General features: G+C 65.0%; 10 protein-coding genes. 4 read left to right on the top strand and 6 right to left on the bottom strand.

Annotated elements, in window-relative coordinates; all coding sequences use genetic code 11:
- Nucleotides 1-120 precede the first annotated feature (120 nt).
- Together DU475_RS04320 and DU475_RS04315 are read left to right on the top strand one after the other, a co-directional pair.
- Nucleotides 121-729, top strand: a complete 609-nt coding sequence (locus DU475_RS04320; protein ID WP_080964223.1) for a peroxiredoxin — start codon at nt 121-123, stop codon at nt 727-729.
- A 93-nt stretch (nt 730-822) separates the two neighbouring features.
- Nucleotides 823-2,193: a M23 family metallopeptidase gene (locus tag DU475_RS04315; RefSeq protein WP_047309440.1), complete on the top strand. Its 1,371-nt coding sequence runs from the start codon at nt 823-825 to the stop codon at nt 2,191-2,193.
- Nucleotides 2,194-2,868: 675 nt separating this feature from the next.
- Here the strand turns inward: DU475_RS04315 and prfB are convergent.
- The 3 genes from prfB to DU475_RS04300 form a co-directional block, all read right to left on the bottom strand.
- A protein-coding gene (prfB, locus tag DU475_RS04310) for a peptide chain release factor 2 (protein WP_155413347.1) occupies nt 2,869-4,000 on the bottom strand; the annotation gives its coding sequence in 2 pieces (ribosomal slippage) (nt 2,869-3,930 and nt 3,932-4,000; 1,131 coding nt in all).
- A 110-nt stretch (nt 4,001-4,110) separates the two neighbouring features.
- Entirely contained in the window at nt 4,111-6,603 is a 2,493-nt protein-coding gene (locus DU475_RS04305; protein WP_164630877.1) for a penicillin-binding protein 1A, read from the bottom strand.
- Nucleotides 6,604-6,812: 209 nt separating this feature from the next.
- Complete coding sequence (locus DU475_RS04300) at nt 6,813-8,123, bottom strand: N-acetylmuramoyl-L-alanine amidase (RefSeq protein ID WP_164630875.1); 1,311 nt, start codon at nt 8,121-8,123, stop codon at nt 6,813-6,815.
- 699 nt (nt 8,124-8,822) lie between these two features.
- On the opposite strand from DU475_RS04300, the gene DU475_RS04295 reads away from it, so the two are divergent.
- Both DU475_RS04295 and DU475_RS24445 read left to right on the top strand, forming a co-directional pair.
- Nucleotides 8,823-11,990: an Rne/Rng family ribonuclease gene (locus DU475_RS04295; protein WP_164630873.1), complete on the top strand. Its 3,168-nt coding sequence runs from the start codon at nt 8,823-8,825 to the stop codon at nt 11,988-11,990.
- A 27-nt stretch (nt 11,991-12,017) separates the two neighbouring features.
- On the top strand, nt 12,018-12,152 hold the full coding sequence (locus DU475_RS24445; RefSeq protein WP_283805254.1) for a hypothetical protein: 135 nt from the start codon (nt 12,018-12,020) through the stop codon (nt 12,150-12,152).
- 152 nt (nt 12,153-12,304) lie between these two features.
- On the opposite strand, the gene DU475_RS04290 is transcribed toward DU475_RS24445, so the two are convergent.
- The 3 genes from DU475_RS04290 to DU475_RS04280 all read right to left on the bottom strand — a co-directional run bounded on the left by DU475_RS04290 (nt 12,305) and on the right by DU475_RS04280 (nt 15,645).
- The gene (locus DU475_RS04290; protein ID WP_164630871.1) at nt 12,305-13,642 is read right to left on the bottom strand and encodes a dicarboxylate/amino acid:cation symporter; all 1,338 of its coding nucleotides are present in this window, start codon (nt 13,640-13,642) and stop codon (nt 12,305-12,307) included.
- 96 nt (nt 13,643-13,738) lie between these two features.
- Nucleotides 13,739-14,296, bottom strand: a complete 558-nt coding sequence (locus DU475_RS04285; protein ID WP_164630898.1) for a biotin transporter BioY — start codon at nt 14,294-14,296, stop codon at nt 13,739-13,741.
- Between the two features lie 158 nt (nt 14,297-14,454).
- Nucleotides 14,455-15,645 carry a pyridoxal phosphate-dependent aminotransferase gene (locus DU475_RS04280; RefSeq protein WP_164630869.1) on the bottom strand — a complete coding sequence of 397 codons (1,191 nt, stop codon included), beginning with the start codon at nt 15,643-15,645 and terminating at the stop codon, nt 14,455-14,457.
- Between the last annotated feature and the right edge of the window lie 106 nt (nt 15,646-15,751).

Below are 15,751 nucleotides of genomic sequence, written 5' to 3'. Positions count from 1 at the left end.
GGTACGCCGAATCCCTGCAACCATACCCCGAGGTCGACGGATTTGCCCAGCAGCGGCGAAATCGCATCGCGCCCGGCGATGATCGATGTTGACCTTTCGAAAGCGACGAAAGGAAGGCGCATGTCCAAGCCGACACCCAAGAAACGGTCCAAGGAGACCGCCGCCAAATCCCCCAAGGCGACGACCAAGACGGCGGCGAACAAGGCTGCGGCCAATTCGCCTGCCGCCAAAAAGACCGCGAGCAAGACCGCTGCAACTGAACCGGCCGGCCTTGCCGAGGGCAGCCAGGCGCCGGCCTTTACGCTGCCGCGCGACGGCGGCGGCAAGATCTCGCTCGCCGACTTCGCCGGCCGCAAGCTGGTGTTGTTCTTCTATCCGAAGGCCAACACGCCCGGCTGTACCCGCGAGGCGATCGACTTCACCCGCCTCGCCGCCGATTTCGACGCCTGCGGCACCGCGGTGCTCGGCGTTTCGGCGGACACGGTGAAGGCGCAGGATTCCTTCCGCGACAAGCATCGGCTGGCGACTCCGCTGCTCTCCGATCCGACCCATGCGATGCTCACAGCCTATCGCGCCTGGGGCGAAAAATCGTTGTACGGCAGAACGTTCGAAGGGATCATTCGCACCACGGTTCTGATCGATGCCGAGGGCCGCGTGGCGCGGGTCTGGCGCAAGGTGAAGGTCGACGGTCACGCCGATCAGGTGCTTGCCGCAGCGCAATCTCTATAGTTTTCATTTTCTGAAAATTAACTATGCGGGGGTCAAATCGCCCCGCGCTTCGATCGGATCCGCAGCCAGCTTCCGGTCAGCGCGGGAGTTCCGATGTCTTACCGTTCCGGCCATCCATCAGCAGCGCTGCATCCTCACGCTCACGACCAAGCCCGCCCCGCGGCGCCGCGCCCGGCACGCCCGCCTCGTCCTGCACAGCGACCGGCGCCGGCGGGCAACAGCTATACGATCGCCCACGCCGGACGTCAGGTGCGGATCGGCCCTGTGCTGTTCTGGATCGCTGTCGGCAGCATCGTGCTGCTCGGCTGCTGGACCGCGGCCACCGCCACCTACTTCACATTCCGCGACGACGTGCTGACCCGGCTGATCGCCCGCCAGGCCGAGATGCAGTACGCCTATGAGGATCGCATCGCCGAGCTGCGGGCCAAGGTCGACCGCACCACCAGCCGGCAACTGCTCGACCAGGAGCAGTTCGATCAGAAGCTCGAACAGATCATGCGGCGGCAGTCGCTGCTCGAATCCCGCGCTGGTGCCCTGAGCGCGCTGCCCGACGTCGCCGTTACGGGGAGCATCAAGCCGGCCCGCACGCCGTCGTTCGATATCGAGACGACCGGCCGGCCGAAGCCCTCGCCGATCAACGACACCGTGATCTTCGTCGCCCCTCCCGATCGCGAAGCGCGGCTGCAATCACGCACGGCGCCGGCTGCGATCGAGCGTGCGCCGACGCAGTACGCCCAGGCCCAGGGCGTCGAGACCGTGCTGACGCGGCTGCAAACGTCGCTCGACCAGGTCGAGAAACAACAGATCGCAACCCTCGGCGCGGTCGAAGAGACCTACGAATCCCGCGCACGGCGGATGCGCGACGTGCTCGGCAATCTCGGCCTCAACAGCCGTTCGCTCGAAGCGTCGGCGCCGCGTGGCGGCGTCGGCGGCCCGTTCGTACCGGTGCGTGCTCCCTCGGCCAACGCGTCGAGCTTCGATCGTCAGCTCTATCGCATCAATATCAGCCGCGCCCAGGTCGACCGCCTCACCCGCGCCCTGTCGCTGGTGCCGTATCGCAAGCCGGTGCTGGGGCAGGTCGAGTTTTCGTCGGGATTCGGCGTGCGCACCGATCCGTTCCTCGGCCGCCCCGCCATGCACACCGGCCTCGACTTCCGCGGCTCGACCGGCGACCCGGTCCGAGCCACGGCGATCGGCAAGGTCGTCAGCGCGGGCTGGGCTGGCGGCTACGGCCAGATGGTCGAGATCGACCATGGCAACGGACTGACGACCCGCTACGGCCATCTGTCGAAGATCATCGCCAAGGTCGGCCAGCAGGTCAGCATCGGCCAGATAGTCGGCGAGATCGGCTCCACCGGCCGCTCCACCGGCCCGCATCTGCACTACGAAACCCGCATCGACGGCGAAGCCGTCGACCCGCAGAAGTTTTTGCGGGCGGGGGTGAGATTGGCGGGAGCGGGTTAGTTTCCAAGCGCCCCCTACAATCGCCTTATCCAAAGATCTCCTTACTTCTGATTAGCTGAAAAGGTCCCACCATTTGAAGGAGGTCTTTCATGCTCCCAGATTTCCAGTACGCAACATCGTATGAAGAGGTCGCCGCTCCTTTTCAAAATGCGGCTAAAAGGCTGATGCTGGAGTACGACCTCGTCGTTGGAATTCCAGAGGAGAAACGGACGCGTATTACGTCCCTTGAATTGTATCTATTTTCGGAGTCATGGCCAGACCCAAACTGCGATCGAGACAACGAACAGCTTAAGTCAGGAACTTGGTACGTCAAACGCGATCGAACAAATGCGAACCGTTCACGTATCGATATTACATGCGGAAATGCGACAAAGGACATTTACTGCGGGCTGCTCGTTCAATCGATCCTTGAGTCAACCGGACCGGGGAGGTCACTCAAGCAGATCGTACGTGGCCGAGTGCCATCCGACGCCAAATGGACCGACGCAGAAATCACGATTCTGAATAAACAGATTTGCGGGAAGTCGATCTTCGATAGTTGGTTGAGATTAGAACCAGCAAAAACGACGCGATCGGACAACGTCGTCTTTAGAGCTCGAGAAACGATAAGCTCCAAGGAGCCTCCATGGGACAGCGCCTTGCAAGCACTGGTAGCGAGCGCCTAGCACGTCCAGCCTACTCCACATCCTCCACCGTCCCCGGCCCCGTCCCGAAGGCGCGCTGCGCCAGGGTCGCGGCCATGAACTCGTCGAGGTCGCCGTCGAGCACGCCGGCGGTGTCGGAGGTCTGCACGCCGGTGCGGAGGTCTTTGACCATCTGATACGGCTGCAGCACATAGGAGCGGATCTGGTGGCCCCAGCCGATCTCGGTCTTGGCAGCCTGGTCGGCGGCCGCCTGTTCCTCGCGCTTCTTCAACTCGATCTCGTACAGCCGGGCGCGCAACATATCCCACGCCTGGGCGCGGTTCTTGTGCTGCGAGCGGCCGGCCTGACAGACCACCGCGACGCCAGTCGGGATGTGGGTCAGGCGCACCGCCGATTCGGTCTTGTTGACGTGCTGGCCGCCGGCCCCGCCCGACCGCATCGTGTCGGTGCGGACGTCGCTTTCCTTGATGTCGATCTTGATGCTGTCGTCGATCACCGGAAAGATCTGCACGCTCGAGAACGAGGTGTGCCGGCGGGCGTTGGAGTCGAACGGCGAGATGCGGACAAGGCGATGTACGCCGGCCTCGGTCTTCAGCCAGCCATAGGCGTTGTGACCGGAGATCTGAATCGTCGCCGACTTGATGCCGGCCTCTTCGCCCTCGGACTCTTCGAGATACTCGATCTTGAAACCGTGCTTCTCCGCCCAGCGGACGTACATCCGCAGCAGCATCGAGGCCCAGTCCTGGCTCTCGGTGCCGCCGGCACCGGCGTGGACTTCGAGGTAGGTGTCGAAGCGGTCGGCTTCGCCGGACAGCAGCGCTTCCAGCTCGCGGCGCGCAACTTCTTTCTTCAGCGCCTTGAGCGCCTCTTCGGCTTCCTTGACGATGCCCTCGTCGCCCTCGGCCTCGCCGAGCTCGATCATGTCGATATTGTCGGTCAGCTCACGCTCGACCTTGCCGATGCCGGTCAGCGCATCCTCCAGCGAGGTGCGCTCCTGCATCAGCTTCTGGGCCTTCTGCGGATCGTTCCAGAGGTTGGGATCCTCGGCGAGCTTGTTCAGCTCAGCGAGGCGGACGGTGGACTGATCGACGTCAAAGATGCCTCCTCAGCAGCCCGACTGACTGCTTGATCTCTTCGACGAGGCGTTCGATTTCTGCGCGCATGGGATCTCTTCGGAAGCGGCGATGCCGCGAATGCTGAGACGCGATTTAACGGGCGACGCGGCAAAGCGCAATCGCCCGTTGGGCTCGAAGCCGCATCTACCCTGGCTGCGTCAATACAGACCGCCGGTGCCAGGGCGGAAAAAACCGCGATCGTCGGGCGGCGCCATCTGCTGCGGCTGCCGGCCGTCGGCGTCGGCGACGCCGATCACCGCGTAATTGTCCGGCGGCGCAGTGCCCGGCTTGAACGCCTCGAGAATGGTGCGGCCATCGCCGGGACCGGCGCGCATCCCGCTCTTGGCATCGACGCGGATCAGCTTGATGCCTGCCGGCACGCGGAACGGCACCGCCGGCTTGTCGGCGAGCGCCAGCTTGAAGAAGTCCTTGGCGACCGGCGCCGCGAGATGGCCGCCGGTGGCGCCGCGGCCGAGATTGCGCGGTTTGTCGTAGCCGAAATAGATGCCGACGACGAGATCGGGCGAGAATCCGATGAACCAGGCGTCCTTCTCGTCGTTGGTGGTTCCGGTCTTGCCGGCGATCGGCTTGCCGACCTCGCGCAGAACCGTCGCGGTGCCGGCCTGAACCACGCCCTCCATCATCGAGGTAATCTGATACGCGGTCATCGGATCGAGCACCTGCTCGCGGCGATCGACGAGCTGCGGCTCCTGCTGGTTCTTCCAGCCATCCGGCGCCTCGCAGCCGCGGCACTCGCGCTGGTCGTGCTTGAAGATGGTGCGGCCGTAACGATCCTGGATACGGTCGATCAGGGTCGCCTTCACCCGCCGCCCGCCATTGGCGAACATCGAATAGGCGGTGACCATCCGCATCACCGTCGTCTCGCCGGCGCCCAGCGCGTAGGACAGATAGTTGGGCAATTCGTCATAGACGCCGAAGCGCTTGGCGTATTCGCCGATCAGCGGCATGCCGACGTCCTGCGCCAGCCGAACCGTCACGGTGTTGAGCGAACGCTGCAGCGCGTTGCGCAGCGTGGTCGGGCCGTAATATTTGCCGGTCGAATAGTTCTCCGGCCGCCACACGCCGACGCCCTGCCCCTGATCGATTTCGATCGGAGCGTCGATCACCACCGTCGACGGGGTGTAGCCGTTGTCCATCGCCGCCGAATACACCAGCGGCTTGAACGACGAACCGGGCTGCCGATACGCCTGGGAGGCGCGGTTGAACTGGCTCTGGTCGAACGAAAAGCCGCCGACCATCGCCAGCACGCGGCCGGTCAGCGGGTCCATCGCCACCATCGCCCCCGACACTTCGGGGATCTGCCGAAGCCGGTATTGCCCCTCGACCACCTTGCCGTCCTTGTCGAGCAGCGGATCGACGTAGACCACGTCTCCCGGCGACAGTACTTCCGACACCGTCCTCGGCGTCTTGCCGCGCGACGGACCAGCCGCAGGCTTGGCCCATTTGACGCCTTCGAGCATCACCAGGCCGGTCTCGCGTTGCTTGGAGACCGCTCCGCCGAGCTCGCGGCCGGGCTGAAAGCCGATGCGGGCGGACTGATCGGACGTCTCCAGCACCACCGCCATCCGCCACGGCGTGACGTCGGCCAGCGCCTTGACGTCGGCGAGCTTGACGCCCCAATCCCCTGCGATCTCGAGCTTGGTGACCGGCCCGCGCCAGCCGCGCGCTTCGTCGTAGCGGACCAGGCCTGCGACCATGGTCTTGCGCGCCTCGATCTGCAGCTTCGGATCGAGCGTGGCGCGCACCGAGAGGCCGCCCTCGTACAGCTTCTTCTCGCCATAGCGATCGAGAATGTCGCGGCGGACCTCCTCGGCGAAGTATTCGCCGGCGAAGGTGTGGGCGGCATTGCCACGGTTGGTCACGGCGAGCGGCGCCTTGCGGGCCTTGTCGGCGTCGGCCTGGTTGATCCAGCCATTCTCGACCAGCCGATCGATCACATAGTTGCGGCGCTCGACCGCGCGGTCGTGGTTGCGGATCGGATGCAGCGCCGCGGGCGCCTTCGGCAGCGCCGCCAGATAAGCCGCCTCGGATACGGTCAGTTCGTTGACCGACTTGTCGAAATACACCAGCGAGGCCGCGGCGATGCCGTAGGCGCCGAGGCCGAGATAGATCTCGTTGAGATACAATTCGAGGATCTTGTCCTTGGAATAGGCGCGCTCGATCCGCATCGCCAGCAGGGCTTCCTTGATCTTGCGGGTGAACGACACCTCGTTGGTCAAAAGGAAGTTCTTGGCGACCTGCTGGGTGATGGTCGAGGCGCCCTGCGGCCGGCGGTTGGTGCCGATGTTCTGCGCATACAGGAGCGCGGCGCGCGCCATGCCCTGATAGTCGATGCCGCCGTGTTCGTAGAAATTCTTGTCCTCGGCCGCGAGGAACGCGTTGATCACCAGCTTCGGCACCGCCTGGATCGGCAGATACAGCCTGCGCTCCTTGGCGTATTCGGCGAGCAGCGAGCCGTCTGCGGCGTGAATCCGCGTCATCACCGGCGGCTCGTAATCCTGGAGCTGCGAGTAGTCAGGCAGATCCTTGGAGAAATGCCAGATCAGGCCCGCGGCAGCGGCCACACCGACCAGAAACACGATCGTGCCGGCCGCGAACAGGAAGCCGAAAAATCGCAGCAGCAAACGCATCAGAAAGTTCCGTTTCATCCAGGGCCGCGCCTTGCGGCGGATGTCCCTTGACCGAGAATGCCGCCGTTCGCAACCTGAGGCGGTTTGCGCCACCGGGCGGGGCCCAAACTGCAATCGACCGCGCGAACCGTGCAGCCTGTCTTATAAGACTTACGCTGTGGCCAAACTAGGGCCCGGCCAGGCCACGTCCCGCACCCGGCGAGGCGGTTTCAGCCCGGCGGGCCGGCCGAAACCACTCGCTTGCTCAGAAACGATTCGATCGCATTCGCCACCGCCCCGACGGTCTTGCTGCGCCATTGCTCGGACAGCAGATGCTGCAGGTCGGCCTTGTTGGAGACGTAGCCGAGCTCGATCAGCACCGATGGGACGGCCGGCGCCTTCAGCACCCGGAAGCCGGCCGATTTCAGCGGACGCTTGTGCATCCGGGTGGTGGCCTTCATGTCCTTCATCAATTGCTGGGCGAATCGATTGGAGAAGGCTTTGGTCTCGCGCTGCGCCAGATCGATCAGGATGTCGGCGACCTCGGTCGGCTCCTCGGTGAGATTGACGCCGCCGATCGCGTCAGCCTTGTTTTCCGCATCGGCCAGCCGCTGTGCCTCCGCATCGGACGCCTTGTCCGACAGGGTGTAGATCGTCGCCCCCTGGGCGTCGCCCTCGCGCCGCGGCAGGGCGTCGGCATGGATCGACACGAACAGCGCCGCGGATTGTTCGCGCGCAACCTTCACCCGGTCGGACAGCGGAATGAAGGTATCGTCGGCGCGGGTCAGCACCACCCGGAATTTGCCCTGCTGCGCCAGCCGGTCGCGCAGTGCGACGGCGAAATCCAGCACGATGGTTTTTTCCGCGACGCCATCGGCAGATTGGGTACCGTTGTCGATCCCGCCATGGCCAGGATCGATCACCACCACCGGACGCGGATCGTCGTGCTCGATCTTGGGCAGCGGCGCGCTGCGAACCACCGTCGCAGTCGTATCGCCCCCCGCCACGCTGGGCCTTAGTTCAGCGACGCTCCCCGCGGTCTGCAAGGCCTGCATGAAACTGCTGCGGTCGATCGATTCGAGATCGATCACCAGCCGCCCCGGCTGACCGTTGGCCGGTTGGAGCACCTCGACCTTGGCGATCTTCGCCGGTCCGGTGAGATCGAGCACGATTCGCGAGCCGCCCGGCATCACCAGCCCGTAGCGGAACGCCTTGATCAGGCCGCGCCCATTTTCCCCAGCCCCCTTCGGCAGCCTGAAATTGATCTGGGGAAGGTCGATCACCACACGAAAAGGGTCCGCCAGAGCAAACGCACGGAGCGGCACTTTGGTATCCAAATCGACGATCAGGCGGGTGTGATTGTCGTCACCGGCGATGCGCGCGTCCGATGCGATCGGAAAACTGGCCGGAATCGGCGCGACACCGCTTGCGCTCGGCTCGGCGAGGGCCGGAGCGATCGCCCCAGACATCAGGCACAGCGATGCTGCAGCGCACGCAACCATCGCACTGAACAAAACAAAATGATTTGCGCGCCGTGCCAAACGAATCCCAACCTCCCGGAAGTCGTTGTACCGCAATAAAACTGCACGGTTAATCGGAGCTTAAGTGCCTCGGAATGAAACCTGCGGGGTGTTGCCAGGCCGCGACGCTCACCTTGCAACCGCCACCCAATCCACGTATGTATTTACTGCTGACGGTCTATACTACCGGTTGTGTCGCGTTCAGCCACTCGGTGCAGCGCCAAGTCCCCGATCCCAAACCCGGAGGATTTTGCGTTTTGCCGGCCCCTCCGAGCCAGCGCAGCGCGCGGCAGGTCAAGGAGTGCCGGCCCAGCCCGAAAGGCGTCCGTCCCCGGGCCCTCTCTCGTACCCGGGACGGTTCAACACTGCATGACCGGCCACATCCGGCTCACCGGCCGAATGCCTCACTCCGGCTTAGCGCCTCGGCGCGGAGCCGGCCCATCAGCAAGACGACACGGCGGCCGATCGAGCCGCCACCTGTTCAGACGGGCCGACGCTTAATGCGCCAGACTGCGATGCCGAAACCGACCCACGCAAAGGCCGCGCCGCCGCGAAGCATTTGCTTCGCCTCGCGCGTCGCCTCGGGTCTTCGACCGGCACGGCACACCGCGATGCGTTTCGGCCTTCCCCTCACCCCCGAATCAGGTGGACCGTCGCGTCTGCCGGCCGCGCTGCTTGCGCGAGCCGTTTCGCGCGCGCTCCGCCGACATGAGTTGAAAAATGGCCAACAAGATGCTGATCGACGCCACCCACCCGGAAGAGACCCGGGTGGTCGTGGTCCGTGGCAACCGCGTCGAAGAGTTTGATTTCGAAACCGCCCAGCGCAAACAACTTCGCGGCAATATCTATCTGGCGAAGGTCACCCGGGTCGAACCCTCGCTGCAAGCCGCCTTCATCGAATATGGCGGCAATCGTCACGGCTTCCTTGCATTCAGCGAAATCCATCCCGACTACTATCAAATTCCGGTCGCCGACCGGCAGGCCCTGATCGAGGCAGACGAACGAGCCCATCGCGAAGCCGAAGAGGAAAGCGAACAGCGCTCGAGCCGCCGCCGCTCGCGCCATCGCAGCCATCGCCGCCGCAACAACGGCGAGAGGGTGCAGAGCGAGATCGTCGAAACCAGTGCCGATCAGCTTGATGCCACGGTCGATCAGCCCGATGCCGTCGTGGAGCACCACGAGGCGCAAGAGACCGACGCGTACACCAGCGGCGAACCGTTGATGCACGAGCTGCCGGCGGGCGAGATCGCCGAGCAGCACGACGCAGACCACAAGCACACCGATGTCGACGCGGCGCCGTCCGAAGCGCCCGCTCCGTCTCCTACGGAGGTGAGCGCTGCGGCCGAGCCCGCCGCTGTCGAACAGCCCGCGGCCGGCGAGGTTCCCGCCTTGTTCGTAGCCGCGGAGGCTACCGCGTCGCACGAAGAAGAGGCACACGGCGACGATCACGCCGAGACCCGCGCCGGGTACGCCGAGGACGCGCCTTTCCCGATCGACGGGAACGACGAAACCGAGGATGGCCACGAGGCGCAAGACGATCACGCTGAGCACGAGCCTGAGACCGACATTGATACTGATTCCGAGACCGAGGCAGGAGCCGAGGACGACGACGAAGAGGACGACGAAGAGGACGCCGAGGAAGACGTCGTCGAGTCGGTCGGCGGCGACGACGTGCTCGAGGAAGTGCCGGAACGCGCCTTCCGTCCGCGCCGGCAGTACAAGATCCAGGAAGTCATCAAGCGTCGCCAGGTGATGCTGGTGCAAGTCGTCAAGGAAGAGCGCGGCAACAAGGGCGCGGCGCTCACCACCTACCTGTCGCTCGCCGGCCGTTACGCTGTGCTGATGCCGAACACCGCCCGCGGCGGTGGCATCAGCCGTAAGATCACCTCGGCGCAGGATCGATCCCGGCTCAAGGAAGTGGTTCAGGACCTCGACGTGCCGGAAGGCATGGGCGTGATCCTGCGTACCGCCGGCGCCGCTCGCACTAAGCCCGAGATCAAGCGCGATTTCGAGTACTTGATCCGGATGTGGGAGACGGTGCGCGACGTGACGCTCAAGTCGCAGGCCCCGATGCTGGTTTACGAGGAAGGCTCGCTGATCAAGCGCTCGCTGCGCGACCTCTACAACAAGGAGATCGACGAGGTGCTGGTCGCCGGCGAAGCCGGCTACCGCGAGGCCCGCGATTTCATGCAGATGCTGATGCCGTCGCAGGTTCGCGCGGTGAAGCTGTATCGCGACGGCCAGCCGCTGTTCTCGCGGATGGGCGTCGAGAGCCAGCTCGACGCGATGTTCTCACCGACTGTGCAGCTCCGCTCCGGCGGCTACATCGTGATCAACCAGACCGAGGCGCTGGTCTCGATCGACGTCAATTCGGGCCGCTCGACCCGCGAGCACCATATCGAGGACACCGCGCTCAAGACCAACATGGAGGCTGCCGAAGAAGTCGCGCGGCAGCTCCGGCTGCGCGACCTCGCCGGCCTGATCGTCATCGACTTCATCGACATGGACGAGAAGCGCAACAATCGCGCGGTCGAGCGCAAGCTCAGCGACTGCCTGCGACAGGATCGCGCCCGTATCCAGGTCGGTCGCATCTCGCATTTCGGCCTGCTCGAAATGTCGCGCCAGCGTATCCGCGCCAGCGTGCTGGAAAGCTCGACCGAGCCCTGCCCGCATTGCGGCGGCTCAGGCCATGTCCGTTCGGTGTCCTCGGTGGCGCTGCAATTGCTGCGCGGCCTCGAAGAGGTGCTGATGAAGGGCGCGACGCACAATCTGATCGTGCGCACCCGCACCGACGTGGCGCTGTACGTGCTCAACCACAAGCGCGGCCACCTGCGCGATCTCGAGACCGGATTCAGAGTGTCACTGTCGGTGCTGGCCGATCCGACCGTCAGCGGACAGCAGTCGTTCGTGATCGATCGCGGTGAACAGGTCCACACGCTGGAGACCGCCAAGGCGCTGCTCGCGGCGCAGATCGCCGCCTCGCCGGCGCCCATTGACGAGCCTGAGGACGACGACAGCTACGAATTCGAAGCCGAGATCGAGACCGACGAAACCGTCGGCCTTGCCGACGAGCAGGCGAGCGAAGCCGGCGACACCGACAGTGAAAACCGCAAGCGCCGCCGCCGGCGCCGCCGCCGACGTTCGGGTGAACCGCGCGAGGCCGCCGAGGCGGGTGCAGTGAGCGAAGACGGCGAGCAGCCGTTCGTGGCCGAAGGCGTCGAACAGGTCGGCGAAGCTGACGAAGGCGACGAGGCCGGCGACGACGACAGCGAGACCGAAGTCCGCGCCGACCAGGGCGAGAACGGCGAACGCCGTCCGCGCCGCCGTGGTCGCCGGGGTGGCCGCCGCCGCCGTGGCACTGCGGATGGCACTGAGGCCGAGGCCGGCGTGGTCGGCTCGATCAGCGACGAGCTGAACGCTGCAGACGAAGCCGAATCCGCCGATGCGGTCGCCGACTTCGATGGCGGCAGCCCGTCGGTGCAGCCGAGCTTCGAACCGGCCGCCGAGACCGAACAGCCGCATCACGTCGCGCCGCAGGATACTGCGCCGTCTGAACCGCAGCATACGGCAGCCGCCGCCCCCGACGCCAGCGACTCGCCGGCCGAGGACGACAGCGCCGCGAAGAAGGCTGCGCGTCGCCGCTCCACGGTGCGCGAAAAGGTGAGCTTCGGCGCCCCGGCCGCCTCCGAGACGACGGCGGAGGCCACAACCGAAGTTCAGCCCGAGCCGACCGCTGAGGCCGAGCAGCCCGCCGCGGCCGCGCCTGTGGCAGAAGCCCCGGCCGCCGAGGCCGCCCCGCAAGCAGCCGAGCAGCCAGCGCAGGAGTCCTCCTCTGCCGCCCCGCGCCGCGTTGGCTGGTGGTCCCGCCGCTTCGGCGGCGGCAACTAAGCCGCCATCAAGACAACAGCTTCAAAAATGCCCGCGCACGCCGCGGGCATTTTCATTTCAGGGATCGGTGATGAGATCCGCGCTCGGCTGCGCTGCATCAGCTTGATGAGCCTTGACACTCCGCTCATCATGCCCGGGCTCGTCCTGGCCATGACCAAGTAAGTGACCAACCGGCCATCATCTTAATAGGTAGCGAATTCTCTGCGACTACCGGGTCGCGTTGTCGGACTAACAGCCCCCCCAAGAACACCGATGCCCGCGGCGAACGCGGGCATCACATGATCAAAATCAAAGCCAGTATTGCAGCGCCGGCGTCAGCCGGTGGTGACGGCCGTCTCGACGTCGGAAGGATCGATGCTGCGATCGAGGCTGGCGCATAGCCGGTCTTTGTCGAGTTCGCCCTCCCACCACGATACGAACACCGCGGCGACGCCATTGCCGGTGATGTTGGTCAGCGCGCGAACCTCGCTCATGAACTTGTCGATCGAGAACACGATCGCCATGCCTGGCACCAGCGCTGGGTTGACGGCCGCCAGCGTGCCGGCAAGCGTCACGAATCCGGCACCAGTGACACCGCTGGCGCCCTTCGAGGTGAGCATCGCCACCAGCAGAATCGCGACTTGGTCACTGAACGACAGCTCGATACCGAGCGCCTGGGCGATGAACAGCGTCGCCAGCGTCATGTAGATGTTGGTGCCGTCGAGGTTGAACGAATAGCCGGTCGGCACCACCAGGCCGACTACCGACTTCGAACAGCCCAGCCGTTCCAGCTTCTCCATCAGTTGCGGCAGCGCGCTCTCCGACGACGAGGTGCCGAGCACAATCAATAGCTCGTCCTTGATGTAGCCGATGAACTTGAAGATGTTGAAGCCGACGAACCTGGCGATGGTGCCGAGCACAAGCACCACGAACAGCGCTGCGGTGGCGTAGAACAGCGCCACCAGGCCGATCAGATTGCCGAGCGCCGCAGGGCCGTATTTGCCGATCGTGTAAGCCATGGCGCCGAATGCGCCGATCGGAGCCGCCTTCATCACGATCGCGATCACGCCGAACACAGCGTGCGCGGCGTCGTCGATCACGTCGCGCAGCCGATGGCCGCGTTCACCGAGCGCCATCAGCGCGAAACCGAACAGCACTGCGAACAGCAACACCTGGAGGATATCGCCTCTCGCGAAGGCGCCGACCACGCTGTCCGGGATGATATGCAGCACAAAGTCGACCGAGCTCATGTGGCTGGCCTGATCGACGTATTTTGCCACCGCGCCGGCGTCCGGCCTGGCGGCGAGACCGTGGCCGACCGGAAACAGATTGCCGACCACGAGGCCGAGGATCAGCGCGAACGACGACACGATCTCGAAATACAGCAGCGCCTTGATACCGACGCGGCCGACCTTGCGGGCATCCTGGATGTGGGCGATACCCGACACCACGGTGCAGAAGATGATCGGCGCGATCACCATCTTGATCAGCTTGACGAAGCCGTCGCCGAGCGCCTTGATCCATTCGTTGGTGGCGAAGTGCGGCGACAGCCAGCCGACCAGCACGCCGACCACGATCGCGAACAGCACCTGGACGTACAGCACCTTGTAGAACGGCTTCGACTTGCCGCTCTGCGGCAGCGCCAGTGCATCGATATCGGTCGTCGCCGACATGGCCATCACTCCACTCGCTTGATGCCTGTCGAAGAATGTGACGTTGCTGACCGACCGCAGGCAGACCGGCCAGCCAAGTCGATTGACTTTGAACCGTCAGCGTTGGCGGTCGAGGATGCGGCGCATCACGGGTAACAAGGTCGCGCCAAGCGCGGACTTGACCAGCGAGCCGGCGAGGAACGGAACCACACCGATCCACCAGGCCTTGGCCACGCCGAGATGCAGACCGAAGGCGAGCCAGGTGAAGCCAAGCGTCAGGATGGCGAGGTGGCCGGCGAGCATCGCCGCGAACAGCTTCGGCACCGAGCGATCGTAGCCGCGTTCGGCGAACCACCCGACCAAGACTGCAGCGACGACGAAGCCGCCCAGATAACCGGCGGTCGGGCCGAGCAGCGGCGCCAGTCCACCGACCGGGCCGGCGAACACCGGCAGACCGGCGCCGCCCGAGGCGAGATAGGCGAGTAGTGTCGCGGCACCGAGCTGCGCGCCATAGGCGGCCCCGATCAGCACCACAACCAGCGTCTGCAGCGTCATCGGTACCAGCGGCAGCGGCAAGTTGACCTTGGCCGACAGCGCCAACAACAGCACGCCAGACGCGACCAGAACGATCGCCCGCAACCAGACAGAGAATCCGCCCGAGTGCTGCGGCCACAAGCGAGCAGCAAGCACTGCGTGGCCGCCGGTGCACGGCGGCGCGGACGAACCGAGCGGCAAGGGAATTCTCCCGGGAGAAATTAGTCGCGGGAGCCTATAGCGACGAAATGCCGCAAAGATCAACCGTTGAAATCGCCAATCCTGTCATGCGGCCGAGATCATCGGCCGAGCCAGGCGGTGATCCGGCGTACCGCTTCGCGCATATCCTCCGCGGACCTGGCATAGGAAAACCGCACGAAACTCTTGCCGCGCACCGGATCGAAATCGATCCCCGGCGTCGCCGCAACCCTCGCCTCTTCCAGCATCCGCCTGGTGAAGTCGTAGCTGTCGGACGTGAAGGCGGAAACGTCGGCGTACAGGTAGAATGCGCCGTCGGCCGGCAGGAACTCGGTCAAGCCGGCCTTCGGCAGCCCTTCGATCAGAATCGCCCGGTTCTCTTCATAGCCGCGCTTCACCGCTTCCATCTCGCCGCGACCGTCGAACGCCGCCTCGGCGGCGATCTGCGACAGCGTCGGCACCGAGATCGCCAGATTCTGCTGCAGACGCTCGACCGGCCGCACCAGGCTTTCCGGCAGCACCATCCAGCCGACGCGCCAGCCGGTCATGCAGAAGTACTTCGAGAACGAATTGATCACCACCGAGTTCGGCGACAGTTCCGCAGCCGTCACCGCGGGGAATGCGTAGTCGAGGCCGTGATAGATCTCGTCGGAGATGAAGCGGATGCCTTCGCTCTCGGCGACGGCGATCAGTTCGGTGAGCGCTTCGCGCGTCATCATCGTGCCGGTCGGATTGGCCGGACTGCCGACCAGCACGCCCTTCAGTGGCGCCTTGCGGTGCGCGGCGAGCAGCGCTTCGCCGGTCAGCGCATGACGCGTCTCGCTGTGCGTCTCGATCGGCACCGGCACGCAGCCGAGCGCATTCAAAATGTGGCGATACGGCGGATAGCCCGGCACCGTCACCGCCACGCGATCGCCGGGCTCGAACAGTGCCAGAAACGACAGGATGAACGCGCCGGACGACCCGGTGGTGACGACGATGCGATCCGGATCGACGTCGCAAGCATAGGTTTCGCGATAATGCATCGCGATCCGTGCGCGCAGCGACGGAATCCCGAGCGCGGAGGTGTAGTCGATCCGGCTGCTGTCGAGCGCCGCATGTGCGGCAGCGAGCGCGGCGCGCGGCGCTGGCGCCCACGGCTGTCCGACTTCCATATGAATGACGTGACCGCCGGCCGCTTCGATCCGGTCGGCAGCCGCCATCACGTCCATCACCATGAACGGCGGTACGTCGCTGCGGGCGGACGCGGTCAACAATCCGCGCGCACGTTGTGTCTTGGTCGCATCGAGCATTGAATTCTGCTATCCCCGCGCGGTCTGTTCGGTGAACCCGCTGCGCGCCGCGCTGCTTCCGTGGTGCCGGGCCGACACAGGAGATACCCGGAATTCGATGCTCGGC

It is taken from the genome of Rhodopseudomonas sp. WA056 (assembly GCF_010906995.1).
Lineage (GTDB): Bacteria > Pseudomonadota > Alphaproteobacteria > Rhizobiales > Xanthobacteraceae > Rhodopseudomonas > Rhodopseudomonas palustris_G.
Note: the sequence above shows the minus strand (reverse complement) of the source record. Positions and strands in the feature narration are given on the sequence as shown.

Bases quoted from the DNA above. Each gene is read 5' to 3' on its own strand.
- DU475_RS04315 (WP_047309440.1), top strand. From the start codon at position 823: ATGTCTTACCGTTCCGGCCATCCATCAGCAGCGCTGCATCCTCACGCT.
- DU475_RS04280 (WP_164630869.1), bottom strand. From the start codon at position 15,645: ATGCTCGATGCGACCAAGACACAACGTGCGCGCGGATTGTTGACCGCG.
- DU475_RS04290 (WP_164630871.1), bottom strand. From the start codon at position 13,642: ATGTCGGCGACGACCGATATCGATGCACTGGCGCTGCCGCAGAGCGGC.
- DU475_RS04305 (WP_164630877.1), bottom strand. From the start codon at position 6,603: ATGCGTTTGCTGCTGCGATTTTTCGGCTTCCTGTTCGCGGCCGGCACG.
- DU475_RS04295 (WP_164630873.1), top strand. From the start codon at position 8,823: ATGGCCAACAAGATGCTGATCGACGCCACCCACCCGGAAGAGACCCGG.
- DU475_RS24445 (WP_283805254.1), top strand. From the start codon at position 12,018: ATGCCCGCGCACGCCGCGGGCATTTTCATTTCAGGGATCGGTGATGAG.
- DU475_RS04320 (WP_080964223.1), top strand. From the start codon at position 121: ATGTCCAAGCCGACACCCAAGAAACGGTCCAAGGAGACCGCCGCCAAA.